Origin of the sequence: Corynebacterium glaucum, from assembly GCF_030408855.1 — a bacterium.
GTDB lineage: Bacteria > Actinomycetota > Actinomycetes > Mycobacteriales > Mycobacteriaceae > Corynebacterium > Corynebacterium glaucum.
Window position 1 is genome coordinate 1,459,913 of record NZ_CP047358.1, and the last position, 25,855, is coordinate 1,485,767.

The window sequence follows — 25,855 nt, forward strand, 5'->3', positions numbered from 1 at the left end:
AGTCACAATTGTGCCACAACAAACCCACTCTTTCAACGAGAAAACTTATCGTCTTCGTGTAGTGTCATAGGCATGTCCAATAAGGAGTACAAGCCCACCCTGTCTCAGCTTCGGACGTTTGTCACCATTGCGGAGAACAAGCATTTCGGCACCGCAGCGACCAAGTTGAACATTTCGCAACCGTCGCTGTCTCAGGCGCTAGTGGCGTTGGAAACCGGGCTGGGAATCCAGCTCATCGAGCGCTCCACCCGCAAGGTCATCGTGACCCCGAAGGGCGAAACGCTGTTGCCGTACGCCAAGGCTGCGCTCGATGCCGCAGACACGTTCGTCCTGCATTCCCGCGGCACAGAAGGCACGCTCGCCGGGCCCATCACTATCGGCGTAATCCCCACCGTCGCTCCGTACCTCCTACCCCATCTGTTGCGCGAGCTGCAGCAAAACTTCCCGGAGGCGGAGCCGCGCATCGTAGAAGAGCAAACCAACCACTTGCTCAATAGCTTGCGCGAGGGGCAGATCGATGTCGCAGTACTCGCGCTGCCGACCGAGGCCCCCGGGCTGCAGGAAGTTGAGCTCTACACAGAGCCGTTCGTCGCAGTCACCTCTGAAGGTCACCCGCTGGCAGGCCACTGCGACCTCGCCCTCAGTGACCTGGAGCGCTTGGAGCTTCTTTTGCTTGACGACGGCCACTGTCTTCGGGATCAGATCGTGGACCTGTGCAAGCTGGCGAATGTCCAGCAATCGCCCGCTTCGCAGTCCGTGACCCGCGCCGCGTCTCTGACCACCATCGTGCAGCTCGTAGTAGCCGGCCTTGGTTCAACGCTTGTTCCGCTGTCGGCAGTGGAGACCGAGTGCTCACGGCCTGGGCTTTCGGTTGCGGCATTTGATGGCGACTCAGGTGCAGAGCGCAGCGTTGGCCTTGCGTATCGCGCGTCCGCTGCCCGCGAGGACGACTTCGCAGCATTGGGCGAGCTGGTGAAGCAGGCGTACGAGTCTTCGATTGAACGCGTCGACACGGTCGTCCCAGGGTTACCGGCAACGCCGGAGGCGGGCTAGACTTCATAGCCCGGATATGAATGCAATCTCCAAACCCGACCTTTACACCGCGCTCGACGGCGTCACCCTCGCTGACGAGCGCCGTTTTCGCCGACGCCTAAAGAAGGCCCACTCGCCCGAGGCCCTCGAAGCGATTGCGAAAGACATCGAGACTGCGCGCAGGGTCGTTGACGCTCGCGACCAGGCAATTGGCGAGATCACCTACCCGGAGAATCTGCCGGTGTCTGCTCGCCGCGACGACATCATGGAGCTCATTCGGGACAACCAAGTGGTCATCATCGCTGGTGAGACCGGCTCCGGAAAAACCACGCAGATCCCGAAGATGCTGCTTGAGCTCGGCCGCGGCCGGCGCGGGATGATCGGGCACACCCAGCCGCGCAGGCTTGCAGCGCGCACGGTGGCAGAGCGCATTGCTGACGAGCTTGGCCAGGAGATTGGTGAATCTGTCGGCTACGCGATCCGCTTTGATGACCGGGTCTCCCCCTCTACGGCCGTCAAGCTCATGACAGACGGCATCTTGCTCGCGGAAATGCAACGGGACCGCTTCTTCAACGCCTACGACACCATCATCATCGACGAGGCCCACGAGCGAAGCCTGAACATCGACTTCTTGCTGGGCTACCTGAAGCGCCTACTGCCGAAGCGACCGGATCTCAAGGTCATTGTCACCTCGGCAACCATCGATCCGGAGCGCTTCGCCGAGCACTTCGCGGACGCGCACGGCAACCCCGCTCCGATTATCGAAGTATCAGGCCGCACCTACCCCGTCGAAATCCGCTACCGCCCCCTTATCGAACAGGTGCAGACCAAAGACGGCGTGAAAGAAGTCGATACCGACATGATCGACGGGGTCGTCGACGCATGCCAAGAACTGATGCGCGAAGGCGACGGCGACATCCTGTGCTTCTTCGCTTCCGAACGCGACATCCGCGACACCATGGAAGCGATCGAGAAGCAACATTGGCGTGGTGTCGAGGTGGTGCCGCTCTTCGGCCGCTTGTCCAACGCCGAGCAGCACAGGGTGTTTGCGCCGCATTCTGGCCGTCGCATCGTGCTTTCCACCAACATTGCGGAGACTTCGCTGACCGTGCCGGGAATCCATTACGTCGTGGATAATGGGCTCGCACGTATCTCGCGCTATTCCACCCGCACGAAAGTTCAGCGCCTCCCTATCGAGGAGATTTCGCAGGCGAGTGCGAACCAGCGCTCGGGACGCTCAGGCCGTGTCGCCGACGGCATCGCGATCCGCCTCTACTCCGAGGAGAACTTCGAGAACCGCGACGAGTTCACCGACCCAGAGATTCTGCGCACCAACCTCGCGTCCGTCATCTTGCAGATGATCTCGCTGCGCCTCGGCGATGTCGCGGAGTTCCCGTTCATCCAGCCGCCGGATCAGAAGTCCGTGCGCGACGGCCTGATGATCCTCCACGAACTCGGCGCGATCTCTAATGAGGAGAAGCACGACGCACCGGTGCTCACCGCGATCGGTCGGGACATCGCGCGCATTCCGGTTGACCCGAAGATGGCCCGCATGTTGGTCGAAGCGAACCGGTTAGGCGTGCTTGATGACGTCACCGTGATCGTGGCGAACATGACCATCCAAGATGTGCGCGAGCGGCCGCTCGAGTTTCAGGCACAGGCCGACCAGGCCCACGCCCGGTTCAAGGACAAGCAGTCGGACTTCCTCTCCGCGCTTAAACTCTGGGATTACATTAACGACTCGCGTGACGAGCTCACCGGCAACGCATTCCGCAAGCGCATGAAGCGTGAGTTCCTGCACTACATGCGTATTCGCGAGTGGTACGACTTGGTGCGCCAACTGCGCGACGTAGAGCGCGGGCTCGGTTGGTCCCGGGCGGAGAATGTGGCCAACGAGCGCGATGCTGACGCCATCCACAAGTCGCTCCTGACCGGGTTGTTGTCCAACATCGGCGCCCGCGACGGCAATTCCAAGGAATTTCATGGGGCTCGTGGGACAAGGTTCATGATCTTCCCCGGGTCGTCGTTAAGCAAAAAGCCCCCGGAATTTGTGATGGCCGCAGAGCTTGTGGAGACCTCCCGCCTGTGGGCGCGCGATGTGGCGAAGATCGAGCCGACCTGGGTGGAGCAAGCCGCCGGAGACTTGCTGCGACGCAGCTACTCGGAGCCGGTGTGGTCGCGGAAACGTTCCGCCGCGATGGTGCATGAGAAGACGATGCTCTACGGCGTGTCGATTGTTCGCGATCGACTCGTGCCCTATCACCGGGTTGATCCGGACGGGGCACGCAACATGTTCATCCGGCACGCGCTGATCGGCGGGGACTGGAACCGCCACCACCTGTTCATCGACCACAATGACGCTCTCATGGCCGAGGCTGCGCTGGTGGAAGAGAAAGTGCGCCGCCGCGGTCTTGTGGTGGACGAGGACGCGCTGTTCGACTTCTACGATTCCAAGTTGCCCGCCACGGTTACCACCGCACGGCATTTCGATTCGTGGTGGAAGAAGCAGCGCCGCGAGGACGCTCACTACCTCGACTTCGACCCCGCTGCGCTGGTGCAAGACGATGGGCTGGACACCTCCGACGCCGCGTTCCCGCCAAACTGGCGCCAGGGCACGATCACCTACGACCTGCGCTACAAGTTCGAGCCGAACGACCCGTTCGACGGTGTCACGGTCGAGGTGCCGGTGCCGCTGCTCGCAGGACTGGAGCCGGCCGGGTTCGACTGGCTCGTGCCGGGGCTGCGCCTTGAGCTGGTTACCGAACTGCTGCGCACCTTGCCCAAGACGCTACGCCGCAGCGTAGTGCCGGCACCCGACTTCGCCGCACGGGCCCTGCCGCTCATCAACGACGAACACAAGCAGGAACAATTGCTTGTCGACGCCCTGGCCAACGCCCTCAAGGACCTCGGTGTCCGCGGCATTGACGGCGCGGATTTCACGCCTTCCTCCCTGCCGGCGCACCTGAAGATGACGTTTGCAGCGATTGATCGTCGTGGCGAGATCATCGACAACGACACCGACCTGGCCGCGCTCAAGAGCCGTCAAGCTGGCAAGATCGCATCCTCAGTGTCGCAGGCTGGGCGCGCATCTGAATCGGATGCGGTGCGTAAATGGACAGCGGGGACGCTTGGAGAGGTGCCGGAAACTGTCACCACCACCATCGACGGCAACGAGGTCGACGCGTACCCGGCACTTGAAGCAACACCAGACGGTGTGAAAGTGACGGTGCACCCGACGAAGGCGGAAGCAGACGCGTCGATGACCACCGCAACGCTCACTTTGCTGCTACGGGAGATTTCCGTAAGTACCCAGCAGATGACGAAAGGACTGCCGCTGCGGCACAAAGTTGCTGTGGACCATTACCCGCACGGCGGAGCGGACGGGTTAGTTGAAGACGCCCGGGTTGCGGTGATCCGAGACTTGATGATTGCCCACGGCGGGGCGGTGCGTTCACCCGCAGAGTTCGATGCTCTGGTCCAAGAGATCAAGCCGAATGTGGCTGGTGAGGTGCGCCGAATCGTGGTCGGGCTTGCGCCTGCGCTGGTTGAATACGCCAACATCGCGCGTGAGCTCGACCAGTGGGAGGGCCCCGCGATCGACGACATGCGAGGCCAGCTCGCTTTCTTCCTGCCCCGTCACGCAATCACCATTCACGGCGCGCAGCATCTGCAGCACCTTCCCCGCTACATCGAAGCGATGCGCATCCGCCTGGGCGATCTACGTCTTGATCCTGACCGCGATGCCGACAGGCAGTCTGCAGTCGACGACGCAAAGCGCTACCTGGAGGCGAAGGCAGCCAAGCTACCGGCGAATCGGAGGAAGTCGCGTGCTTACAAAGATATTCTCTGGCGAATCGAGGAGTTGCGGGTCAGCCTTTTCGCGCAGCGCTTGGGCACCCCCCAGCCCGTAAGCCAGCGGCGCATCGAAAAGATGGTGGACAAGCTCGCTTAGAAGTCTTCGCGGTCGCGGCGGCGCATTAGCCTGATTTCGGATTCGAAGTCGTCCGCGCTCTCGAAAGACTTGTAAACCGAGGCGAAGCGGAGATACGCGACTTCGTCGAGAGCCCGCAGCGGTTCTAGCACCGCAAGACCGATTTGGTTTGCTGGCACCTGCGAACTGCCTTGCGCACGCACGGCTTCTTCGACCTGTTGCGCGAGACGTTTCAGCGCGTCATCAGACACGTCGCGTCCCTGACACGCTCGCCGCACACCGACGATGAGCTTATCTCGATCGAACGGCTCGCTCACTCCGTTGCGCTTCACGACGGTCAACACCGCTTTTTCTACGGTGGTGAAACGGCCACCACATTCGGTGCACTCTCGCCTGCGACGAATTGCAGAACCCGCATCCACGGTGCGGGAGTCGGTGACCCGGGATTGCTCATGGTGGCAGAACGGACAGAACACGGTTCACACATCCCATATGTTGCGGCGGTCATGGTTCTGGCGTCAGCTTACTGCAGCGACACCACGATCCGGGCTAGCGAGCCTGTGCAACCTACACATCCGCTGCGATCCGGGCGCTCTGAGCCGGGCCCACTGAGGTCGGCTCCTCCGCGTTGAAGACGCCGCCGAAAATCGATCCCACGGCCAAAGCCGCGGTCATCATGATGCCTAGCAAGAGGTTGTCCCGACGCTCTTGCGCCAGTTCGAAACGTTGTGCAGACGTGTCCGAGGCTACCAAATGCTCCCCTGGATTACGTCCGGGTGTTCGATACGACCTGACGAGCGGCCTTGCGCAATGCCGCCCAGCGAGTGAGCTGTCGTAGTTGGCAACATCCCAAACCTCCGCCGTGCGTCCCAGGGTGCAAACGCCGCTATCGATGGTGTTGTTGCTGTTAACGGGGCGGGTGACGATAGTCATGGTGTAGTCCTTTCCTTGGTGTGGAGCTCACTGTATTGGTCGCCCCCAACACACTCTGCCCGAATGCGATAGTGTGTTCGAACGATTGCATGTTCGATATATAGCACCCGCCGTTGACGCTGTCCACTCCCTCTTGAAGAATATCGAACATATTTGCTCACTGTGCTACTTTTGACCCGAAGCACATCGCCAGCAAGGAAGGTGCCATGGCACGCAAGAAGACCGACCCGAACAACCTGGACATGAGCGCACTCTCGGACCGCCAGCGCCGCATTCTGCAGGTAATCCAGGACGCTGTGGTGCTTCGCGGTTACCCGCCGAGCATCCGTGAGATCGGAGATGCCGCAGGCCTACAGTCGACATCTTCAGTGGCCTACCAACTCAAGGAGCTGGAGAAGAAGGGGTTTCTCCGCCGCGATCCGAACAAGCCGCGCGCCGTCGACCTTCGCCACCTCCCCGAGACCGCACCTAAGTCGGGAACCCGCAAAGCCTCAAAGCCGCAGGATGCCCCTGATGAGGCATCGACTCCACGATTCATTCCGGTGGTGGGCCAGATTGCCGCCGGTGCCCCAATTCTCGCCGAAGAGAATGTGGAGACGTACTACCCGATGCCCGAAGAGCTGCTTGGCGACGGCGATTTGTTCATGCTGAAGGTCGTGGGCGACTCCATGGTTGATGCGGCGATTCTGGACGGCGACTGGCTTGTGGTTCGCTCCCAGCCGGTTGCAGAGGAGGGTCAGATCGTCGCGGCACTTATCGACGGCGAGGCGACGGCCAAGGTGTTCCACAAAGACTCGACCGGCGTTTGGCTACTGCCGCGCAACGATGCATTCTCGCCGATTAAGGGCGATGACGCAGAGATCATGGGGCTCGTCATCTCCGTCTTCAGGTCGCTGTAGCCGCCCGCTCACAGCCGCTGAATTCCCTCTTTCGGGGGAAACGGATATAAACCCATGCGAACGGGCACCCCGTGTCTGGGATGATGTGAGGAATGGCCACTTCCGGTCAGAACAACTCCCACACCCACATCTGGAGGTGCCCGTTTTGTATGCCGAGGAACGGCGTCGTCAGATTGCCTCCCAGACTGCAGTCGAAGGCCGCGTCAACGTCACGGAGCTCGCATCGAAGTTTGACGTCACTGCCGAGACAATCCGCCGCGACCTCGCGGCGCTGGACAACGATGGCGTAGTGCAGCGGGTGCACGGCGGCGCGGTAGCGAACCAGGCGTTTTTGACTACCGAGTTCCCGCTCGATGCCCGCTACCGCTCCTCAACCGACGCCAAGCAGGCGATCGCACGCGCAGCACTGCAGTTTCTCCCGGATCAGCCGGGTGGTGGAATTTTCCTCGATTCCGGCACCTCAATCAACGCTCTTGCCAATCTCGCAGCTACGCAGCCAAATGCCAAAACCTGGTCGATCGTGACCAACTCACTGCCTACGGCCCTCGATCTTTCCACCGCCGGCCTAGATAGCGTGCAGCTGCTCGGCGGTACTGTACGAGCGATCACACAAGCCGTAGTTGGAGATACCGCACTTCGAACACTCGCCCTCATGCGGGCGGATGTCGCCTTTATCGGCACCAACGCGCTGACGGTCGATCATGGTCTCTCTACTGCGGACGCCCAAGAAGCCGCAGTCAAGTCTTCGATGGTCACCAACGCAAGGAGGGTCGTGGTGTTATGCGATTCGACAAAGCTCGGCAATGACTACCTCGTGAGCTTCGCACCACTGGATGCCATCGATGTAGTAGTCACCGATGCCTCTGCCCCGACCTCCTTCGTAGCAGAACTTGGCGAGCGAGGAATCGAAGTAGTTCTAGCTAAAGAAGTGGACTAAACCACACATACCCAAACAGCGGTATGTGAGACCTTGTTTGAACCATGCTTGAACCTTGCCAAAACGGGCACACTCGGACATACTGGGTGGTGAAGGCAACACCGGCGCGAAGTTTGTGATGCAGGGGTTGCCAAGGGCTAATGAAGTACGGAGCGCAGATGATTCTCACGCTGACCCCCAATCCGAGTATCGATGCCACCCTGGACATCGGCCAGTTAGAACGCGGGGCGGTGGTTCGAGCCACCAGTGCACGCAGAGAAGCCGGGGGCAAAGGCATCAATGTCGCCCACTGTGTGCACAAAGCCGGCCACCCGACCCTTGCGATCGCCCCGTGTGGCGCTGACGATCCTTTTGAGCTCGCGGTGCGTGGCATCGGAGTTGCCTTTACCCCGGTCCGTATCGACGGGCAGGTTCGCACCAACACCGCACTCACTGAACCGGACGGCACCACGACCAAAGTCAACGAGCGCGGGCCGGAGTTGGCAGCAGCCGATCTAGACGCAATCGTCGCCACGCTCGAAGCAAACGCTCGAGATGCTCAAGCGATTGTGCTCGCCGGATCCCTTCCACCAGGCGCTCCGGACGACTTCTACGTCCAGCTGGTTCGGGCTGCCCGCGCAGCCACGGGTGCCGCCATTGCGGTCGACACTTCCGACGCACCGCTAGTTGCCCTAGGCGCACACCTCGGTGAGGGTGCTCCGGACGTGATGAAACCGAATGCTTTTGAGCTTGCACAGCTCACCAACACCGACGGTGAGACCCTCGAAAACTCCGCGCTTTCCGGTGACTTCAGCGGCGTTGTTGGGGCGGCGCGCGAATTGATCGCGCGTGGAGCGCAGGAACTCTTGGTCACGCTCGGTGGCGCGGGAGCATGCTTGGTCACTGCCGACGGAGCGTGGGGGGCGACTCCCCCGCCTATCGAGGTCCGCTCCACTGTGGGTGCCGGAGACAGCTCGCTTTCCGGATACGTGATGGCCCGCGTTGAAGGTCTCGATCCGGCGGAGCGTCTACGCCGTGCGGTCGCCTACGGGTCTGCTGCCGCAGCCTTGCCCGGAACAGGTCTTCCGGCGCCGGACGCACTCGACCTCGACCACACAGAAGTTTTTCCCATTTGATCTACTACCCCCTTATCTGAAGTAGGACACGATGCAGCCACAATTAATTACCCCGGAGCTCGTCGCACTCGACGTTGATTTCGGGAAGACACCACGCGAGGTCATCGAACACCTTGCAGCGCTAATCGTCGATACGGGCCGCGCATCCGAGGCCAGCACACTGGTCGAGGCAGCGTCCGCCCGCGAGGAAAAGGCAGGCACGGGAGTCAACGGCCGCGTTGCCATCCCCCACTGCCGCACCTCGGCAGTGGAAGCCCCGACTCTTGCGTTTGCTCGCCTGTCGTCGTCCGTTGACTTCTCCGGACCCGACGGCGACGCGGAACTGGTGTTCCTTATCGCCGCGCCAGAGGGAGGCGGCAAGGAGCACCTGAAGATCCTTTCCAAGCTCGCGCGAGCCCTTGTAAAGGGCGACTTCGTAGAGACGCTGCGCAATGCGCAGTCCGACCAGGAGATCGTGGACGCGGTTCTCGCGGTGGTCAACGCTGAGCCCAAGAAGAAGGCTGCGAAAGCTGCCGGCGCGGCGGGAGCTGGCTCGACAGCTGTTGCGGCTGGAGAAGGATCGGCGGCAACCCAGGCGTCGATAAGCGAAAGCCCCAAGCTCCGAATTGCTGCGGTGACTTCATGCGCAACCGGCATCGCACACACCTATATGGCTGCTGATGCGCTGACCCAAGCCGCGGAGAAACGCGGCGATGTTGAGCTCATCGTTGAACCGCAGGGATCCTCGGGCGGGGATCGCCTGGAGCAGAGCTTCATTGACTCTGCAGACGCCGTGATCTTCGCGCACGATGTGGCGGTTCGCGACAAGGGGCGCTTCGCCGGAAAGCCGGTGGTGGATAGCCCGGTGAAGCGCGGCGTGAACGAACCGGATGCGATGATCGATGAGGCGATTGCGGCGGCCAAGAATCCAAATGCGCCGCGAGTCGCAGCCGCAAGCACTACCGGCGGGGAGGAATCCACCTCTGCTTCCGGCGAAAGCTGGCCGAAGCGGCTGCAGCAAGCCATCATGACCGGTGTTTCGTACATGGTCCCGTTTGTTGCCGCAGGTGGTTTGCTGCTGGCGCTTGGGTTCCTTATCGGCGGGTACGACATGGCCAACGGTTGGGAGGCGCTGGTCACCCAGTTCTCGCCGACCCAGCTGCCGGGTCATGAGGTAATGATCGACGGCGAAACGATGACGTTCCGGCGCTCAGGTTGGGCCCTGTATCTCGGTGCAGTGCTGTTTGCCACGGGGCAGATGGGTATGGGCTTTGTCGTGGCGGCGCTATCCGGTTACATCGGCTACGGGCTTGCAGGACGTCCCGGTATTGCCCCGGGCTTCATCGGCGGCGCGATCTCCGTCATGGTTGGCGCGGGCTTCCTCGGCGGCTTGGTCACCGGTATCCTCGCGGGCCTTATCGCTTACTGGATCCAGACCTGGCAGGTGCCGCGCTGGCTCGGTTCGCTGATGCCGGTGGTGATCATTCCGCTGCTGACCTCGTTGGCCGTTGGTTTGGTCATGTTCCTCCTGCTCGGTCGTCCGCTCGCTGCGCTGATGGAAGGCCTGCAGGGCTGGCTGGAATCTATGTCCGGGTCCTCCGCGGTGCTGCTCGGTGTGATCATTGGCCTGATGATGTGCTTCGACCTCGGCGGGCCGGTGAACAAGGCGGCATACCTGTTCGGTACCGCGGGTCTGTCGGCGGGCACGGAGGCGAGCTTCCAGATCATGGCAGCTGTCATGATCGCGGGCATGGTTCCGCCAATTGCACTGTCGATTGCAACCTTCCTGCGCAAGAACCTCTTCACGCCTGCCGAGCAGGAGAACGGTAAGTCGGCTTGGCTGCTCGGCCTGAGCTTCGTGTCCGAGGGCGCCATCCCGTTCGCTGCGGCTGACCCGTTCCGCGTCATCCCCGCCATGATGCTGGGTGGTGCAACTGCCGGCGCTGTCTCCATGGCGCTCGGGGTGGGTTGCCAGGCACCGCACGGCGGCGTCTTCGTGATCTTCGCCTACGAACCGTGGTGGGGCATGTTTGTCGCCCTTGCAGCTGGTGTCGTGGTTGCTGCGGCAGCGGTGATCGCGATCAAGCGGTTCTGGCCTAACAAAGAAATTGAAAAGGCGGCAGCGGAATCCGTCGAAAACCAGGCGGCACCTGAACCGGCTGTGGCAGCCTAGCCCCGAACACACCTACACTGGCAAGCACAAACACATTCGAGGAAAGGACATACCTTATGGCTTCCAAGACCGTGAAGGTCGGCTCCACCGTGGGCCTGCACGCACGCCCGGCGACCATCATTGCTGACGCTGCGGATGAGTTCGATGACGAAATCATCCTGACCCTCGTTGGCGGCGATGACGATGATGAGACTGACGCTGCTTCCTCACTGATGATCATGGCGATGGGTGCCGAGTTCGGCGACGAGGTCACCGTCACCTCCGACAACGCCGAGGCAGTTGAGAAGATCGCAGGACTCATCGAGTCGAACCTCGACGAGGAGTAGACACGGAGTAGACACAGAAGGGGTGTCCTTCTGCGTTGAACGCGTTTAAAACGCCCACTCTCGGACGTTTGGCCGGGCGGGCGCTTTTTGTTATTCGGGTCTGCTTATCCCAGAGTGTGGTGGGAGTTGTACTGCCCCTCTCCGATGGTGTCGAATGCCCAACGCATAATCGGGTAAATGACGATGATGCCCACCGACCCCAGGGCGATGCCTTCCAGCGTGACCGGCCCGACGTTCAGCGTGAGGTTGCCAATTCCGACAATCAGCGCCACTGCCGCGGCAGTCAGGTTTGCGGGGTCGGTGAAATCAACTTTGTTGTCCTGCCAGATACGCACACCGAGCATGCCGATGAGGCCATAAAGCACAAGGCACGCGCCGCCCAACACGCCTGCGGGGATGGTGAAGATGACCGCGCCAAATTTGGGGATGAACGCCAGGATCATGGCAAAGATTGCTGCGACCCAGTAAGCGGCAGTCGAGTACACCTTGGTCGCCGCCATCACGCCGATGTTTTCAGCGTAGGTTGTCGTACCGGAGCCACCGAAGGCGCCAGCCAGGGTGGTCGCGATACCGTCGCCGATCAGCGCGCGGCCTTGCATGTGGTCGAGATTGCGGTGTGTCATTTCGGACACAGCTTTGACGTGGCCCACATTCTCGGCGATGAGCACAACGAGCACAGGCAGGGTCACCAAGATCGCGGAGAGGTGGAATTCCGGGGTGTGGAACTGCGGCAAACCGATCCACGGAGCATTGCCGATAGTGTCCAGCGTATCCTCAGCAAGCCCGCCGGAGATGGCCGCGTAAATCCACCCCACAAACACACCGAGGAGAATGCTCAGACGAGAAATCATGCCGCGGGTGGCGACCGTAATGACCACGATGGTCACCAACGTCACGCCAGCGACATCGACCTGGGACTCCACATTGGCGACCGCCGTCGGCGCCAAGTTGAACCCGATCAGCGCCACAATCGCGCCCGTGACCACTGGAGGCATGACCGCATCAATCACGCGCTTGCCCGCGACATGCACAAGCACACCGACTGCGATGAGCGCGAGGCCGGTCACCAATACCCCACCAAGCTGGGCGCCCACCCCATACTGCTGGGAGGCGGTCAGTGGCGCGATAAATGCGAACGAGGAGCCGAGGTAGCTCGGCAGCTTGTTTCGAGTGATCAGCAAAAAGATGATGGTGCCCAGGCCCGAGAACAGCAGCGTAGTGTTCACCGGAAAGCCGGTCAGGGTGGGCACCAGCAAGGTTGCGCCGAACATGGCCACCACGTGCTGCATGCCAATACTAATCGTGCGCGGCCAGCTCAGCCGCTCATCCGGTGCCACCACCGCTCCGGGCTGCACGCGACGCCCGTCGCCATGCAAATGCCAACCAAAGGTCTCGTTCGTTTTCTGGCTCACCGATTCACTCACGAGGTTCCATTATCGCTCGTAACAATTGCGAGCTCCTAATCGACGGGCGTAGTTTTGTCTCTATGGAAATTCTTATTCGCCGCACTCCTGAAGAAGTCGGTGTTGCAGCTGCAGACATCCTCCAACCATTCATTGTAAACAACGGCGTGCTCGGGCTTGCCACGGGATCTACCCCAACCCCGACCTACCAGGAACTCATCCGCCGCCATAACGAAGACGGCCTGAGCTTTGCTGGGTGCAGCGCCTACCTCCTCGACGAGTACAACGGGCTGGCCAAGGAGCACGAGCAGTCGTACTACTCCACCATCCGCCGCGAGCTCACCCACCACATCGACATCGACGACGCCAAGGTGCACTCCCTCGACGGCACGGCGGATAACGCGGACCAAGCTGCTGCTGACTACGACCAGGCGATCAAGGACGCCGGCGGGGTGGACGTCCAGATTCTCGGGATTGGCAGCAACGGCCACATTGCCTTCAACGAGCCAGGTAGCCCGCATGATTCACGCACTCGCGTCATCGACCTGCACCCGCGGACCATTTCGGATAACGCGCGCTTCTTCGACAACGAGTCCGAGGTCCCCCGCCAGGCACTTAGCCAGGGCATCGGCACCGTCCTGGAAGCCCGCAACCTCGTCCTCATCGCCACCGGCGAGAACAAAGCCGACGCAGTGAAGGCCATGGTCGAGGGTGAAGTCAGCACAGACAACCCCGCCAGTGCACTGAAGTCCCACCCGAACGTCACCGTCATCCTCGACGAGGCCGCAGCCTCCAAGCTCGAGGGCGATTACTCCGCAAGTTAAAAAGCTAAACGACGAACTCGCGGTGCTGCTCGGCGATAACCCGGGGCAAGCGCACGTCGATAAGCGTGCCCTGCTCCTGGTACTCCTCCGAGCGCACCGTGCCCTGTTCGTGCAAGAGTGAGACCACATCGCCGCGCGTGAACGGCACGAGCATGGTGACGTGCTCATCGAGGGTGTTGAGGAACATCTCGATCTTGGACTCGAGCTCGGCGATCCCCTCACCGGTCAGTGCGGAGACGAACACCACGTCGCGGCCGGCATGGTCGAACGCGTGGCGCAGCTCAGCAAGCACCACCGGATCGGCCTGATCGATCTTGTTCACTACCACAATCTCCGGCGGAAGAGTCTCGCCGGATTCGCGCGTGATTTCCGCGAGCACCTCGTTAACCGCCTCGATCTGCTTCAGCGGGAAAGCATCAGAACCGTCCACTACATGCAGCAGCAGGTCGGCGTTCGAGACTTCCTCTAGCGTCGATTTGAACGCCTCCACGAGCTGGGTCGGCAGGTGGCGGACGAAGCCGACGGTGTCAGTGAGCACCACAGAGCGGCCGTCGGCAAGCTGAGCTTTGCGTGTCGACGGATCGAGGGTGGCGAATAGGGCATCCTCCACGAGCACCCCGGCATCCGTCATCGCGTTGATAAGCGACGATTTGCCCGCGTTGGTGTAACCAGCGATCGCGATCTTCGGCGTGGTGGAACGGTTGCGCTGGGCACGCTTGACCTCGCGGGCCGTCTTCATGTCGCGCAGCTGATGGCGCAGCTTGGCCATCTCCGTACGCAAGCGTCGACGGTCCGCCTCGATACGAGTTTCACCCGGGCCACGCAGACCCACACCGCCGTTGGAGCCGGCGCGACCGCCCGCCTGACGCGACAGCTGGCCACCCCAACCACGAGTACGGGTGTACAGGTATTCCATCTGCGCGAGGCTGACCTGCGCTTTACCTTCCTTGCTCTTCGCGTGCTGCGCGAAGATGTCGAGGATGAGCATGGTGCGGTCAATCACCTTCACACCGAGCGCTTCCTCGAGCGCAACCATCTGGCCGGGGGAAAGCTCACCGTCAAACACGACGGTGTCGGCGCCCGTGGCTTGGACGATCGTGGCCAGCTCCTTGACCTTGCCGGAACCGATGTAGGTACCCGGGTCTGGCTTGTCGCGCTTTTGATAAAACATGTCTATCACCTGCGCGCCGGCGGTTTCCGCGAGCGCGGCGAGCTCGAACATGTTCGCCTCCATCTCAGCCGTGGAGCCTTCGGTCCAGGCACCGACCAAGATGACCTCTTCGAGGCGGAGCTTTCGATACTCGACCTCGTAGCCGTCTTCCTGCTCCTCAGCGCGCAGCTCCGTTTCGCGGGAGATGCGACGCAGCGCGTTTCTATCTTCCAGGTCGAGCGCGCCGGTGGTGGGATCCCCTACCGTTTGTCCATCGGCCCCGGGCTGCGGAGCGTTGTGGCGAAACGCTCGCGCCAGCAGGTCGTCGTGAAGCTCTTGCTGCGGGTCGAGTTGAGTCATGCAGTCCTTTTGTCCGTACACCGAGTTGGTCACCGTGTTGGTCACCGTGTTGGTTTTCTTAATACCCCATTTAACGCCCACACGCCCGCCTTTCTTCCCGGCGTAGGCGCTGGGAGTAGGCTTTGGGCCCATGAGCGAAACCATCAGCACTGATCTTTCCGCCATCGGGCTCGGGTTTACAAGGTGGCAGGACGCCGTCGAAGCTGCCATCGCAACGAACCAGCTCGCCGTTACCGGCGAGGTGCGCGGCGGGCAGCTAATTCAGTACTTCGACGCTTCCGGCGCCCAGCTGAACATCCTCGCGGTCGAGCCGTTCGCCACCTTTGCCGGCTTCGACTCCACCACCCGCGCCTATGCGCACATCACCCCGCTTAACGACGTGGTGTCCTTGGCCGAAATCGTAGACCCGCACGGTAACGCGATGGCGAGCGTCACCGTCAACCTCGCCCAGGGCCCGCTGATTGCCGACGACCCTGTCCTTCAGTGGCAGGAACTCGGTGTCACCGCGCTGGCCCTCACCCACGAGCGCTACGAGTCCATCGAGGCGTTCCACGCTGCCAACCCGGGCCAAGTGCTTGGCACGGTGGATTCGCAAGGTGCCGAAGCAGTGGCTGCCGGCGCTCCAGTGGCACCGGATGCGTCGGCTACCTTCTCTGCCCGGGTACTCAGCGCGGAGCACCGTACCTCGCAACTCACCGGGCAGCGTTTCATTCACGTGTCCGTCGATGCGGCATTTCCCTTCGATGTGTGTTTGCCGGACGGTGACCTGCCAGAGCGCGATTCTGTCATCGCCGGCACTGCGGTGATGGCCGGATCTATCCCGGCGCCGAGCGGTGGCGGCTGCGGGGGATGCGGCGGTTCCTGCGGCTGCGGCGGCCACTAAACTTTCAGGGACGACCGCGTACTAAGACGCGCGTCCAGAACAAAAAGGGGGGGGCGAGATGAGCACACCCGATAGGGACCTGTCGCGAGCGCTCATCGGCGCGCTTACCCTTGCCGCAGCAGTCATGCTGGTCGTGCTGCTGCGCTTGCCGGGGTTGATCCTCTCGATCTTCCTCATCGCGCTCGTATTGCTCGTCAGCCGCCACTACCAGTCCAATCCGGAAAATGCGGCCATCCAGTCGTCGTTAAGCTATGCCCGCGACGATATTTGCGAGGTCCTGGATGCGTACGACCAGCTGCAAAACGGCGCCTCCGCTGCGGATATCGCGGACCGTACCCTACATTTCCCTGCTCTTGCCAACCCGGACATGTCGGTGCCGGAGATCAACGAGTTTTTGCTGCGGGCAAGTTCTGCGCGGCGCTTTGTAGCGCGCATCGACGGCTATCTCGCCTCTCCCACCGTTGACCGTGCGCAGCTCGAACGCCTTTTGACCGTCGCGGATCAGCGCGCGTTTGAACTGCAGTCGGCGTGGGACGATGCGCGGCGCGTGGCTAAGGAGATTGGGCCGGCTTAATTGGCGTCGTGCAGTCCCTCTACCCGGACGTACTCCGGCTGGCCGAACTGATTGTGATCGACGAGCAGTGTGAGGCTCTTGCGCTGATCATCGAACACGCGGAAGACTTCCTGCCGCTGGTGTTGAGCTGGAAGCTTTTCTAGGCGCCATCCCGGCATCATCTCCACCAGTCCGCCGAGAGACCATTCGAGGTCGTCGATGTAGTCGACGTAGCGAGACAACCGCACGTAGACATCCAGAAGGGTGAGCGGCGGGACGCGGTGCGTGAGCTCTGAGACAAGCAGCACTACGTGGCTCCCCGTTTGATGGTTGGGAAACGTTACGTAGTCGTACTCAGGCCCGCAGGCGTAAACGCCCACCGCACCGATGTCGTGAGCGAGGATGAGGAACTCGTTGAACTGCTCTGGCCCTTCGGGAATGCCGTGCGGCACTTCCTCGCGTGAGAGCTCATCGAGGTTGTTCCAAGCCCCGAAAGTTCGAATGCGCTGAGCCTGGTCCCGACCATGACCCTGCTGAAAGAAAGGCGCAAATCCCCAAAGCACGGTCGCAGGTTCGATCGCAATGGATGCGATCAGCTCGGCACGGCCGCGTAGCCGGCCGTCGCAGAAAGAAATCTCTCCGGTTTCGAAATCGACATTGAAGTTGTTGGGCGCACCCTCGATCGTGTGCTCATCCATGAGTTCACGCATCAATTCCATGCGGATACGGGAGTAGAGGATGGCCCGCTGCGCGACGCGCCTAACCTGTGAAAGTTCGTGCATGTAGACCTCGCTAGTTCTCGTACTTACGAACACCGTCAGCGAGGACATTAATCGGGCGACCAGACTCGTCACGCGCAACGAGAAGAGTCAGTACTTTGCCCTGCTCGTCGAAGATGCGGAAGACCTGTTGCTGGAGACGGTCAACCGGCCGTGTCTCAAGCCGCCAGCCTGGCATCATTTCAACGAGCCCACCCAGAGACCACTCCATGTCATCGATGAAGTCGACATAGCGAGAGATGTGCTCGAGAACATCAAGGAGCGTTACTGGTGGAACGGGAGAACTCAGATCGGAAACGAGGGTGACAAGCTCGTTTCCCGCAAGTTCATTCGTAATCGAGAGAAATATGTAATCCCCGCCGAAGATATACATTGCCATTGCGCCGATCTCGTACCCGAGGATCTTCATCTCATTTGCCTCATCAGGCCCGTTCGGAATCCCGTGTGGCACCTGCCCGCAGGTCAGTTGACCCAGGTTGTGCCGCTCACCGTACAGCTTGATCAGTTCCTCCTCCTGCAGTTTCCTGCCATCGGCGAACGGTGGAGCGTATCCCCACAGCACAGTGGCGGGTTTCATGGCGATGGAAGCAACTGTCTGGATGCGCCCACGTAGACGACCTTGCCAAATGTAGATCTCCCCATCCCGGAAGTTCATGGAGTACTTGTCAGTTGGCTTCCCAAACTCGTGTGCGTCAATGAGTCGGTGCATGAGGTCGAGGCGCAGGCGAGCGTAGATGTATGCTCGCTGGCCGATGCGCCTGACTTGCTGCAGTTGGTGCATACCCCGCAAGCGTAGAGCTAGCTAAGCCAGCGCGCCCGCCAGCTGGCCGCGGGCCACGATTGTCGACGGCCCGGTCATCGTCGCCTCACCGCCTGCTAGCTGCACTCGTACCGCACCGCCAGGCACGTTGACCGTGACTTCGCCGTCCTCAATGCCGGCGTCTGCAAGCGCAGCCTGCGCGGCGGCGACGGTGCCGGTGCCGCAGGAGCGGGTCTCGCCCACGCCGCGCTCCCAGACGCGCATGTGCACTTCCCCGCCCGTGTCGCCCGTTGCGCCCGAGAGCTCGGTGAGCACCTCGACGTTGACACCCTCCGGGAAGAACTCGCGATCAAACTCGGGCTGGCTGAACTCCATCGCCGCAAGCGTCTCTGCGCTCAGGCCCGGGATCACGCACGCGAGGTGCGGGTTGCCCACGTCCACACCGATACCGGCGAACTGCTGCTCCCCCATTCGCGCGGTGGACACGCCGGTCACCGCGACCGGACCCATGCCAACGGACACCGTTGCATGGGTGCCGTCAGCATCGAGCACACGGATCGTCTTCACTCCGGCGCGGGTATCCACCTCGAACTCGCGGGACGCTTCCAGCCCCTCGGCAACCAGCACGTGGGCGAACGCGCGGATACCGTTGCCGCACATCTCCGCGATCGAGCCGTCGGCGTTGCGATAGTCCATGAACCACCGGCCGGTCTCGCCGGAGCGCACCACCCGCAGGAGGCCGTCGCCGCCGATGCCAGCGCGCCGGTTGCACAGGTAAGCGACCTGCCCAGCGTCCAGGTCCAGCTCGTCGTTCACGTCGACGATGACCACAAAGTCGTTTTCGGTGGCGTGGGCCTTAATAAACGGAAGTTGCGCGATACTCACGCGGGCAAGTCTAACGCGGCCAGCGCGGCACCCGGTACGTCGTCGCCGGTAGCATCCAGCCACACAATTCGGGGATCGCGGTTGAACCATGAGCGCTGGCGGCGCACGTACCGCCTGGTACCGGTGACGGTTTGCTCGTAAGCGTCGTCAAGCGAAAGCTCCCCTTCGAGCATGGCGAGCACCTGCGCGTACCCGATCGCGCGCCCTGCGGTGGATTCCCTGATCAGACCTGCGTCCTGCAGCCCGCGCACCTCGTCGACAAGCCCGTGCTCGAACATCAGCCTGGTGCGCTCCGCGATCCGCGGGTTCAGCCACTCCGGCATCGTGCGCAGCCCAAGCACGCGCGTGCCCCAGCGCGGGGGCGCGTCCTTCGGCGGCTGCGACGCCTGGAACGGCTTGCCGGTCAGCTCGATCACCTCGAGCGCGCGCACGGTGCGGCGCGGGTCTTTGTCCTCGATCACGCGCGCTGCCTCCGGGTCGACCTCAGCCAGCTCTGCGTGCAGCGCGTCAACGCCGATCGCTGCAAGTCGCGACTCGTACTTCGCGCGCACGGCTGGGTCGGTGGGCGGAAACTGCCAATCATCGAGCAGCGATTGCACGTAGAGCATCGACCCGCCGACCAGAACCGGCACCTTCCCGCGTGCGGCGATCTCCTCCACCGCAGCCACCGCCAGCTGCTGGTATTCGGCCACGGACGCAGTCTTAGTCACGTCCCAGATATCCAGCAGGTGGTGCGGGATGCCGCCGCGTTCCTCAGGCGCAAGCTTCGCCGTGCCAATGTCCATTCCGCGGTAGAGCTGCATCGAGTCGACGTTGACCACCTCGCCGCCGAGCTCCTGCGCCAAGGCGATGCCGAGCGCGGATTTGCCGGAGGCAGTCGGTCCCACCACAGCGATCGGAGCTACCACCGCCACACCCCCACGTAGCGCCCCACACCCAACGTCGCATCGACATCCAGCAAGGTTGCGGTTCGCGGCTCAAGTTCGGCGAGTTCGATCCAGAGCTCAGGCTTGACGACGCCCCCCTGTTCCAGCCGATCAGCATCCAGCCCGGGCTGCGGCGCGGCACCCGTTGCAACAAGTTCGGTGAGCGCCTCGTGGACCGACGGTGCTTCCTCGATGAACGCGAGCGGGGCGCGCGGGGTGAGCCCCGCCGGGCCGTCAACGACCACGACGGTGAGTGCCTTGGGGTCGAGTGGCGCGATGCGGTCGCGTGCCGGGCGGTAATCCCGCTCCCCCAGTAGATAACGCACGACCAGCTCGCCGAGGTGGTTGCCGCCGCCGACGTCGGTTTGCGGCGCACCCCACGCCGCAAACGTTCCCGTGCGGGCGGTATAGCTGCCCTCGCCCAAATCGCACACGATGTCCACCGGCCGATCATCCCCCGCTGCTGCCCCGCGAATGGCGGTTGCCAGGCGGCGCGAGGGGGCGTCGGCAAGCGAAAGCTCTGATACCAGCGCGGGCGAGCCGGGGACGATGAGGAGGGTGGGGTCGTGCACCCTGCCTACCCTACGTGGGCAGCACAACTGCGTGCGAAAACGCGACACGTTGCGCTACGTGCGCGGTAGAGTTAGGGGGCACTTACGGCAGCCGCGTCGCGCGGCACACGGTTCTTGACCAAGGAAGGATCCGCGAAACCATGACCACCCCCAACCAGCCTGCCCGTCCCTCTCCCGCCGCGATGCCAAACCGCGCGCCGAAGCCGGGCCCGCGCCCGGGTTCCGCGGACCAGCAGCAGACGACGCCCTCGCCGGTGCCCGCCGCTGCACCGGCAGCGAAGGTGAAGTCGCAGGCCACGGATCCTTCCCAGTTCGGCCGCATCGATGACAACGGCACGGTATACGTCACCCGCGGCGGCGCCGAGCGTGAGATCGGTTCCTGGCAGGCCGGCACCCGGGAAGAGGGCCTGGCGCACTACGGGCAGCGTTTCGACGACATCGTGACCGAGGTCGAGCTGCTTGAGACCCGCCTGGCTGCGCACCCGGACGAGGCGACCAACCTGCGCACCAACGCCGAGGCGATCAAGGCGACCCTGGCGGAGGCAGTCGCCATCGGCGATTTCGACGCGCTAGAAGCCCGTTTGGACAAGGTCATCGCCGACACCGAGGAGGCAGGTGAGCGCGCAAAGGAAGCGAAAGCTGCACGCCGCGCGGAGGCCATCGCCCGCAAGGAAACGCTCGCTGCCGAAGCCGAGGATCTGGCAGAGAACTCCACCGAGTGGAAGGTCGCGGGTGACCGCATCCGCGAGATTCTGGACGAGTGGCGCACCATCCGCGGCATTGACCGCAAGACCGATGACGCGCTGTGGAAGCGCTACTCCCGTGCCCGCGACAGCTTCAACCGCCGCCGCGGCTCGCACTTCGCGGAATTGGATCGCGGTCGCGCCGCCGCGAAGAAGATCAAGGAAGACCTGGTTGCCCGCGCCGAGGCAATGAAGGATTCGACCGAGTGGAGCGACACCGCGCGCGCCTACCGCGACCTGATGAAGGAGTGGAAGGCCGCCGGCCGCGCCCCGCGCGAGGTGGATGACAAGCTCTGGGAGCAGTTTCGCGCAGCGCAGGACCACTTCTTCGACGCCCGCAACGCGGTTAACGCCGAGCGCGACAAGGAGTTCGAGGCCAACGCCGAGGCCAAGGACGCGCTGATCGCGGAGTACGACTCCCTCATCGATCCCGCTAAGGGCCTGGGTGCAGCAAAGGCGAAGCTGCGCGAGCTGCAGGACAAGTGGGAGGAGATCGGCTACGTCCCGCGCGGCAAGGTCCGCGAGTACGAGGACAAGATCGGCGCGATTGAAAAGCGCGTCGCCGATGCCGAGGACTCCCGCTGGCGCCAGTCGGATCCGGCTGCGCAGGACAAGGTCAACCAGTTCCAGTCCCGCGCGGACGACCTTGCCGCACAGGCCGATGCCGCCGAGGCGAAGGGCAACGCGAAGAAGGCTGCCGAGCTTCGCGAGCAGGCGAAGCAGTGGCAGGAGTTCGCTGACGTCGCGGCGAAGGCGGCAAGCGAGCGCTAGCGCTTCCCCGCCCTTCCCGCCTCACCCATGCTTACCGCACTGCAGTATGTGCCCCGGCCAGGCGCAACCCCGGACAATCCGGACGCCGCCGTCGGGGCCTACGCATTCTCGGCCACCCTGGCCATCCAAGACATCACTGGGCTTGCAACCTCGGGGATCACGACCGCGCACGTCGCCAAGCGACTCGAAAACTCCACCGAATCGCGCGCGTACCTCTTCGCGCTCACCTCTCGCACAGCCCCGCGCCCGGTCACCGAGCTCGGCTTTCCCGAACTTACCGACGATGACCTCCTTGACATCGACGCCTGGGTTTTCATCTCGCTGCCGCTGCTCGAAGACCTCCAAGTCATCGAAGCCAACGTCACCCTCGACGCCTCCATCGCCCCACTGCCCGGAGAGGAGGTTCCGCGAGCGCCGTGGTTCGGGGCTTTTTCGCTTATCGACGCCCTGTCCAACGCCCTTTCTCGCCCCATCCGCCACCTCTGGGTGACGCATCCAGAGGGCGAGTTCACCCCGCCCGGCGCGGTCGAAGCCGGCTACGCCCCGGCATTCCGCGAAGACCAGGCCGTCTTCGAAGCCGCTGCCGTCGAGACCTTGGCCGGTGGTTCCGGAGACGGCCTGTCTATCCAGGTGGTGGAGGGTCCCGGTTTCGCGGGATTCACAGCAGGTGTCGGTTCGGCGAGCGCAGATGCGGAACAGTTCGCAGCGCTGCTCACCGCCGCGTCGCGCGACTACCCGCGCGGTGAACTTGCGCTTGAACCCATCGTGTGGGACTTGCAGCGCATCACCGACGCCGGTGCGCGCCTCCAAGACCGCGGCGGCAACCAGCTCACCGGCATCTGCCGCGCCAGCCTTCCAGGCCAAAATGACCGCATTGTGGGGATCTGCGAGGCGGTCCACTACACCTCCGACTCCGACGCCGTGTGTGAACTCGGACTGATCTACGTACTGCCCGAGTTTCGCGGCCGGGGCATCGGCGAAGCGCTGATCCGCGAAACGGTTTCCGCGGCGCGGAAAATCTGGGAAGACCTCGAGACGGTCTACTGCTCCTACCCCGCTGGTTCCGCCCCCGCAGAATCGATCATGCGCGCACTCAATGCTGCCGTCGTCTCATCGACGACGGCGTGGCAGCGTTGCTAACCCGCGGCGAGCGCAGCCGCACGCTGGTACGAAACACCCAGCAACGTTCCCATTTCGCGGACCGTGAACCCATGAGCCTTCATCTGCTCCACGAATTTTCTGCTCGCCGCGGATGCGCGATCTGCCGCCTCAGCAGCCTCACGTTTTGAAGCCATTGCTTCGCTGCGCAGTACCTCAAGCTCCGCACCGAGCACGGGCTCGATTGCGATTTCGAACTCGGACTCATCAAGCCCGGACATGTACGCAATCGCTTCGCTGACCTCGTCTCTTGCCCGATCCAGCCGCCGGGTCTGCGACACAACGCCAAGTTCTTTGCACTCCAGCACCCAAACCGGTCCACGTCCGCGCTCCGCGGTCACTGTGAAAATCCTCATTACCGCCACCAACCCTTTCCCAATTCGTCAGTTACTACCGCAGACCTTTTCACCCCGTCAACCCCCCACCCAAGCTTTAGTCAACCTCCGTGGACTTACAGCTTCTTTTGAGTACGTATGGGGATTAGACGCGGCTAGAGTCGGGCGGGTTCCGGTACGGAAGTCTTGCTTGGGTCCGAGCCCGGTCTAGCGGTGGTTCGAACGACCACCGTACGGGACCACCGAAGGTCCGTCGTTAAGCTCGATGCTCTTCAGTCAGCTCTGCCTCCTCGAAGGCGGCATCTACCGCTGCCTCTTTGCCTTCGTTGTTTCGCCGGATGTTTCGCAGGTGCTGCACCACAGAGATCGCGATCGCTGCGAACAGCATGAGGTAGATGCCAATGGTGATTGGCGATGAGTAGAGAGCGCCGATGTCGCCCTCCGACACAGCCAGCGCGCGGCGCAACTCGGTTTCAGCAAGCGGCCCGAGAATCACACCGATCAGAAGCGGTGCGAGCGGGACCTCGTAGCGTCGCATGAGGAAACCGAGGAAGCCGAGCACCAGCAGGATGATCAGGTCTGTCTGTGACGCTGAAATGGCGTAAATACCCAGTGCAGCAACCACGGTGATTCCTGCGTACAAGTAGTGCTGGGGGATGTAGAGCAGTCGCGCCCAAAGCGGAGCCAGAAATAGGTTCAGCGCGAGCAGCACTACAAGTGCGATGAACAGCGACGCGAGCAACGTCCAGACCAGCTCACCGGAGCGCTCGAAAAGCAACGGGCCGGGCTGCATGCCGTATTGCTGGAAGGCGGCCAGCATGATTGCCGCAGTTGCCGAGGTGGGCAATCCGAGTGCGAGCAGCGTACCCATGGCAGTACCGGCGGTTGCGTTGCCGGCAGCTTCCGGGGCCGCCAAACCTTTGATGGAGCCGGTGGTGCCAAATTCCGGATCCCCGTTTCGCTTGGCCAAAGACTTCTCCGTACCGTAGGCTAGGAAAGTCGGCACCTCCGCACCACCTGCCGGAATCATGCCGAAAGGAGCTCCAAATGCGGTGCCGCGCAACCAGGCCGGCAGTGCCTTTTTGAAGTCAGCCCAAGAAAGCCGAGCGATGCCGTTCGAGGAGAGCTTCAAAGCGTCTGGGTCACGCTTGATGCGTGAAGCGATATGGAACACTTCCCCGATCGCAAGGATGCCGACGGTGATGACCACAAGATCGATGCCGTCAAAGAGCTGCGGGACGCCGAATGTGTATCGAGGAGTTCCGGAAGGCGCATCGATACCGACGAACGACAGAGACAGGCCGATTGCAAGCGCCGCGAGGCCGCGGATGATCGAATCCGCGACGACCGAAGAGATTGCCGCAAACGCAAACAGCGCGAGGGCGAAGTATTCTGCGGGGCCGAACTGGGTCGCCAGCTTGACCATGTAGGGAGCGAAGAATACAACCAGCGTCATTGAGATAAGGCCACCGATAAAGGCACCGATAGCGGCTGTGGCCAGAGCTTTCGCCGCCTGCCCGTTGCGCGCCATCCGGTGGCCTTCAAACGTTGACGCGATTGCAGAACCCTGTCCAGGGGTATTCAACAAGATTCCAGCGGTGGAGTCGCCAAACAGCCCGCCGAAGTAGATCCCGGCGAACATAATGAACGCTGCTGTCGGATCGAGGGCGAAGGTGATCGGAAGCAGCAGCGCCACCGCCATCGACGATCCGAGGCCCGGGAGCACGCCCACTGCGGTGCCAAGCACGGCACCAATGAGGACGAAGAGCAAGTTGTATGGAGTGATCGCAGCTGCGAACCCCTCCATCAGTTGCGTGATTTGATCCATCACAGGCCTCCAAAGATCCCAGCGGGAAGGTTCAGCCCAAGCACACCGCCGAAAATGAGCTGCACCGAAGACGAGACGATGAGCGCGATCCAGATGTCGAATACCGGCCGCGTCGAACCGAGGAAATACGCAATCGCCCAAAACAGCGCTGCAGCCGAGATAACCCACCCCGCGTACGGGAGAATGAGCACAAAGGCAAGGAACGAGAACACGACCGGCAGCAATGTCTTCCAGTCAGAATGGAACTGCTCGCTTGTCGACGATGTGGCGGACGCTTCTTCATACCTACTGAGGTCGTGCAACATGTCCACAGACAGTTCTGTTGCAGACTCAGGGACGGTCGGCTGGATCGCGATCGGTTTGCGGAAGATGTCGATCGCGTACGCCACGGCAATGACCACCAGTGCTCCGGCGACGATGAACGGGACGAATTTCGGACCCGGCCGAGCCGTGGAGGCCACCTCCCAGGTTGAGGCATCAAAGATAAGCACCGCGGCGAGGATAAGGAGCAGTCCCACCATGACCAGCTCACTGCGACCGTGCAATGCTCCACGTCGTACGGTGTTGGCGGGAGTAGAAGAATTCACAACAGTTGACATC

General features: G+C 62.4%; 24 protein-coding genes. 12 read left to right on the top strand and 12 right to left on the bottom strand.

The features are described from left to right. Positions 1–72 precede the first annotated feature (72 nt). Together CGLAUT_RS07115 and hrpA are read left to right on the top strand one after the other, a co-directional pair. Positions 73–1,053, top strand: a complete 981-nt coding sequence (locus CGLAUT_RS07115; protein WP_290184312.1) for a hydrogen peroxide-inducible genes activator — start codon at positions 73–75, stop codon at positions 1,051–1,053. A gap of 16 nt (positions 1,054–1,069) precedes the next feature. Further along, on the top strand, positions 1,070–4,984 hold the full coding sequence (gene hrpA / locus CGLAUT_RS07120) for an ATP-dependent RNA helicase HrpA (protein ID WP_290184313.1): 3,915 nt from the start codon (positions 1,070–1,072) through the stop codon (positions 4,982–4,984). Here the strand turns inward: hrpA and nrdR are convergent. Beyond that, entirely contained in the window at positions 4,981–5,439 is a 459-nt protein-coding gene (nrdR, locus tag CGLAUT_RS07125) for a transcriptional regulator NrdR (RefSeq protein ID WP_095660111.1), read from the bottom strand. The genes hrpA and nrdR overlap by 4 nt on opposite strands. Before the next feature lie 91 nt (positions 5,440–5,530). Beyond that, the gene (locus CGLAUT_RS07130) at positions 5,531–5,896 is read right to left on the bottom strand and encodes a hypothetical protein (protein WP_290184315.1); all 366 of its coding nucleotides are present in this window, start codon (positions 5,894–5,896) and stop codon (positions 5,531–5,533) included. A 206-nt stretch (positions 5,897–6,102) separates the two neighbouring features. On the opposite strand from CGLAUT_RS07130, the gene lexA reads away from it, so the two are divergent. The 5 genes from lexA to CGLAUT_RS07155 all read left to right on the top strand — a co-directional run bounded on the left by lexA (position 6,103) and on the right by CGLAUT_RS07155 (position 11,325). Continuing rightward, positions 6,103–6,795 carry a transcriptional repressor LexA gene (lexA, locus tag CGLAUT_RS07135; protein WP_095660113.1) on the top strand — a complete coding sequence of 231 codons (693 nt, stop codon included), beginning with the start codon at positions 6,103–6,105 and terminating at the stop codon, positions 6,793–6,795. Between the two features lie 145 nt (positions 6,796–6,940). Continuing rightward, a complete protein-coding gene (gene sugR, locus CGLAUT_RS07140; RefSeq protein WP_095660114.1) occupies positions 6,941–7,732 on the top strand; it encodes a transcriptional regulator SugR in 792 nt (263 codons plus the stop codon). Positions 7,733–7,890: 158 nt separating this feature from the next. Continuing rightward, the gene (locus CGLAUT_RS07145) at positions 7,891–8,847 is read left to right on the top strand and encodes a 1-phosphofructokinase family hexose kinase (protein ID WP_290187083.1); all 957 of its coding nucleotides are present in this window, start codon (positions 7,891–7,893) and stop codon (positions 8,845–8,847) included. A 31-nt stretch (positions 8,848–8,878) separates the two neighbouring features. Continuing rightward, on the top strand, positions 8,879–10,999 hold the full coding sequence (locus CGLAUT_RS07150; protein ID WP_290184317.1) for a PTS fructose transporter subunit IIABC: 2,121 nt from the start codon (positions 8,879–8,881) through the stop codon (positions 10,997–10,999). A gap of 56 nt (positions 11,000–11,055) precedes the next feature. Beyond that, complete coding sequence (locus CGLAUT_RS07155) at positions 11,056–11,325, top strand: HPr family phosphocarrier protein (RefSeq protein WP_095660116.1); 270 nt, start codon at positions 11,056–11,058, stop codon at positions 11,323–11,325. Positions 11,326–11,429: 104 nt separating this feature from the next. Here the strand turns inward: CGLAUT_RS07155 and CGLAUT_RS07160 are convergent, their stop codons facing one another. Continuing rightward, positions 11,430–12,749, bottom strand: coding sequence for a uracil-xanthine permease family protein (locus tag CGLAUT_RS07160; RefSeq protein ID WP_290184319.1), 1,320 nt, complete (start codon positions 12,747–12,749; stop codon positions 11,430–11,432). Positions 12,750–12,811: 62 nt separating this feature from the next. Here CGLAUT_RS07160 and nagB point away from each other — a divergent pair, with 62 nt between their 5' ends. After that, a complete protein-coding gene (nagB, locus tag CGLAUT_RS07165) occupies positions 12,812–13,552 on the top strand; it encodes a glucosamine-6-phosphate deaminase (RefSeq protein WP_290184320.1) in 741 nt (246 codons plus the stop codon). 4 nt (positions 13,553–13,556) lie between these two features. Here nagB and hflX read toward each other — a convergent pair whose 3' ends face one another. After that, positions 13,557–15,062, bottom strand: coding sequence for a GTPase HflX (gene hflX / locus CGLAUT_RS07170; RefSeq protein ID WP_290187084.1), 1,506 nt, complete (start codon positions 15,060–15,062; stop codon positions 13,557–13,559). A 142-nt stretch (positions 15,063–15,204) separates the two neighbouring features. Between hflX and CGLAUT_RS07175 the strand changes: the two genes are divergently transcribed. Together CGLAUT_RS07175 and CGLAUT_RS07180 are read left to right on the top strand one after the other, a co-directional pair. Continuing rightward, a complete protein-coding gene (locus CGLAUT_RS07175) occupies positions 15,205–15,945 on the top strand; it encodes a hypothetical protein (protein ID WP_095661109.1) in 741 nt (246 codons plus the stop codon). A gap of 58 nt (positions 15,946–16,003) precedes the next feature. Further along, positions 16,004–16,519 carry a hypothetical protein gene (locus CGLAUT_RS07180; RefSeq protein WP_095660119.1) on the top strand — a complete coding sequence of 172 codons (516 nt, stop codon included), beginning with the start codon at positions 16,004–16,006 and terminating at the stop codon, positions 16,517–16,519. Here CGLAUT_RS07180 and CGLAUT_RS07185 read toward each other — a convergent pair. The 5 genes from CGLAUT_RS07185 to CGLAUT_RS07205 are packed head-to-tail and all read right to left on the bottom strand — an operon-like array spanning position 16,516 to position 20,420. Next, the gene (locus CGLAUT_RS07185) at positions 16,516–17,280 is read right to left on the bottom strand and encodes a DUF6882 domain-containing protein (protein WP_290184321.1); all 765 of its coding nucleotides are present in this window, start codon (positions 17,278–17,280) and stop codon (positions 16,516–16,518) included. The genes CGLAUT_RS07180 and CGLAUT_RS07185 overlap by 4 nt on opposite strands. Positions 17,281–17,290: 10 nt before the next feature. Continuing rightward, positions 17,291–18,058, bottom strand: coding sequence for a DUF6882 domain-containing protein (locus tag CGLAUT_RS07190; RefSeq protein ID WP_095660121.1), 768 nt, complete (start codon positions 18,056–18,058; stop codon positions 17,291–17,293). Between the two features lie 21 nt (positions 18,059–18,079). After that, on the bottom strand, positions 18,080–18,916 hold the full coding sequence (gene dapF, locus CGLAUT_RS07195) for a diaminopimelate epimerase (RefSeq protein ID WP_290187086.1): 837 nt from the start codon (positions 18,914–18,916) through the stop codon (positions 18,080–18,082). Positions 18,917–18,918: 2 nt separating this feature from the next. Beyond that, entirely contained in the window at positions 18,919–19,830 is a 912-nt protein-coding gene (gene miaA, locus CGLAUT_RS07200) for a tRNA (adenosine(37)-N6)-dimethylallyltransferase MiaA (RefSeq protein ID WP_095661111.1), read from the bottom strand. Beyond that, complete coding sequence (locus CGLAUT_RS07205; RefSeq protein ID WP_095660122.1) at positions 19,824–20,420, bottom strand: hypothetical protein; 597 nt, start codon at positions 20,418–20,420, stop codon at positions 19,824–19,826. The genes miaA and CGLAUT_RS07205 overlap by 7 nt, the downstream gene beginning before the upstream one ends. Positions 20,421–20,560: 140 nt before the next feature. On the opposite strand from CGLAUT_RS07205, the gene CGLAUT_RS07210 reads away from it, so the two are divergent. After that, on the top strand, positions 20,561–21,934 hold the full coding sequence (locus CGLAUT_RS07210) for a DUF349 domain-containing protein (protein ID WP_290184322.1): 1,374 nt from the start codon (positions 20,561–20,563) through the stop codon (positions 21,932–21,934). 27 nt (positions 21,935–21,961) lie between these two features. Further along, complete coding sequence (locus CGLAUT_RS07215) at positions 21,962–23,074, top strand: GNAT family N-acetyltransferase (protein WP_095660124.1); 1,113 nt, start codon at positions 21,962–21,964, stop codon at positions 23,072–23,074. Here the strand turns inward: CGLAUT_RS07215 and CGLAUT_RS07220 are convergent. The 3 genes from CGLAUT_RS07220 to CGLAUT_RS07230 form a co-directional block, all read right to left on the bottom strand. Then, positions 23,071–23,448 carry a hypothetical protein gene (locus CGLAUT_RS07220; protein WP_095660125.1) on the bottom strand — a complete coding sequence of 126 codons (378 nt, stop codon included), beginning with the start codon at positions 23,446–23,448 and terminating at the stop codon, positions 23,071–23,073. The genes CGLAUT_RS07215 and CGLAUT_RS07220 overlap by 4 nt on opposite strands. Positions 23,449–23,683: 235 nt before the next feature. Beyond that, positions 23,684–25,255, bottom strand: coding sequence for a tripartite tricarboxylate transporter permease (locus CGLAUT_RS07225; protein WP_095660126.1), 1,572 nt, complete (start codon positions 25,253–25,255; stop codon positions 23,684–23,686). Beyond that, complete coding sequence (locus CGLAUT_RS07230; RefSeq protein WP_095660127.1) at positions 25,255–25,854, bottom strand: tripartite tricarboxylate transporter TctB family protein; 600 nt, start codon at positions 25,852–25,854, stop codon at positions 25,255–25,257. Before CGLAUT_RS07230 ends, CGLAUT_RS07225 begins: the two co-directional genes overlap by 1 nt. Position 25,855 lies beyond the last annotated feature (1 nt).

Bases quoted from the DNA above. Each gene is read 5' to 3' on its own strand.
- CGLAUT_RS07115 (WP_290184312.1), top strand. From the start codon at position 73: ATGTCCAATAAGGAGTACAAGCCCACCCTGTCTCAGCTTCGGACGTTT.
- hrpA (WP_290184313.1), top strand. From the start codon at position 1,070: ATGAATGCAATCTCCAAACCCGACCTTTACACCGCGCTCGACGGCGTC.
- CGLAUT_RS07130 (WP_290184315.1), bottom strand. From the start codon at position 5,896: ATGACTATCGTCACCCGCCCCGTTAACAGCAACAACACCATCGATAGC.
- lexA (WP_095660113.1), top strand. From the start codon at position 6,103: ATGGCACGCAAGAAGACCGACCCGAACAACCTGGACATGAGCGCACTC.
- CGLAUT_RS07145 (WP_290187083.1), top strand. From the start codon at position 7,891: ATGATTCTCACGCTGACCCCCAATCCGAGTATCGATGCCACCCTGGAC.
- CGLAUT_RS07150 (WP_290184317.1), top strand. From the start codon at position 8,879: ATGCAGCCACAATTAATTACCCCGGAGCTCGTCGCACTCGACGTTGAT.
- CGLAUT_RS07155 (WP_095660116.1), top strand. From the start codon at position 11,056: ATGGCTTCCAAGACCGTGAAGGTCGGCTCCACCGTGGGCCTGCACGCA.
- nagB (WP_290184320.1), top strand. From the start codon at position 12,812: ATGGAAATTCTTATTCGCCGCACTCCTGAAGAAGTCGGTGTTGCAGCT.
- hflX (WP_290187084.1), bottom strand. From the start codon at position 15,062: ATGACTCAACTCGACCCGCAGCAAGAGCTTCACGACGACCTGCTGGCG.
- CGLAUT_RS07180 (WP_095660119.1), top strand. From the start codon at position 16,004: ATGAGCACACCCGATAGGGACCTGTCGCGAGCGCTCATCGGCGCGCTT.
- CGLAUT_RS07185 (WP_290184321.1), bottom strand. From the start codon at position 17,280: ATGCACGAACTTTCACAGGTTAGGCGCGTCGCGCAGCGGGCCATCCTC.
- CGLAUT_RS07190 (WP_095660121.1), bottom strand. From the start codon at position 18,058: ATGCACCAACTGCAGCAAGTCAGGCGCATCGGCCAGCGAGCATACATC.
- CGLAUT_RS07210 (WP_290184322.1), top strand. From the start codon at position 20,561: ATGACCACCCCCAACCAGCCTGCCCGTCCCTCTCCCGCCGCGATGCCA.
- CGLAUT_RS07215 (WP_095660124.1), top strand. From the start codon at position 21,962: ATGCTTACCGCACTGCAGTATGTGCCCCGGCCAGGCGCAACCCCGGAC.
- CGLAUT_RS07220 (WP_095660125.1), bottom strand. From the start codon at position 23,448: ATGAGGATTTTCACAGTGACCGCGGAGCGCGGACGTGGACCGGTTTGG.
- CGLAUT_RS07225 (WP_095660126.1), bottom strand. From the start codon at position 25,255: ATGGATCAAATCACGCAACTGATGGAGGGGTTCGCAGCTGCGATCACT.
- CGLAUT_RS07230 (WP_095660127.1), bottom strand. From the start codon at position 25,854: ATGTCAACTGTTGTGAATTCTTCTACTCCCGCCAACACCGTACGACGT.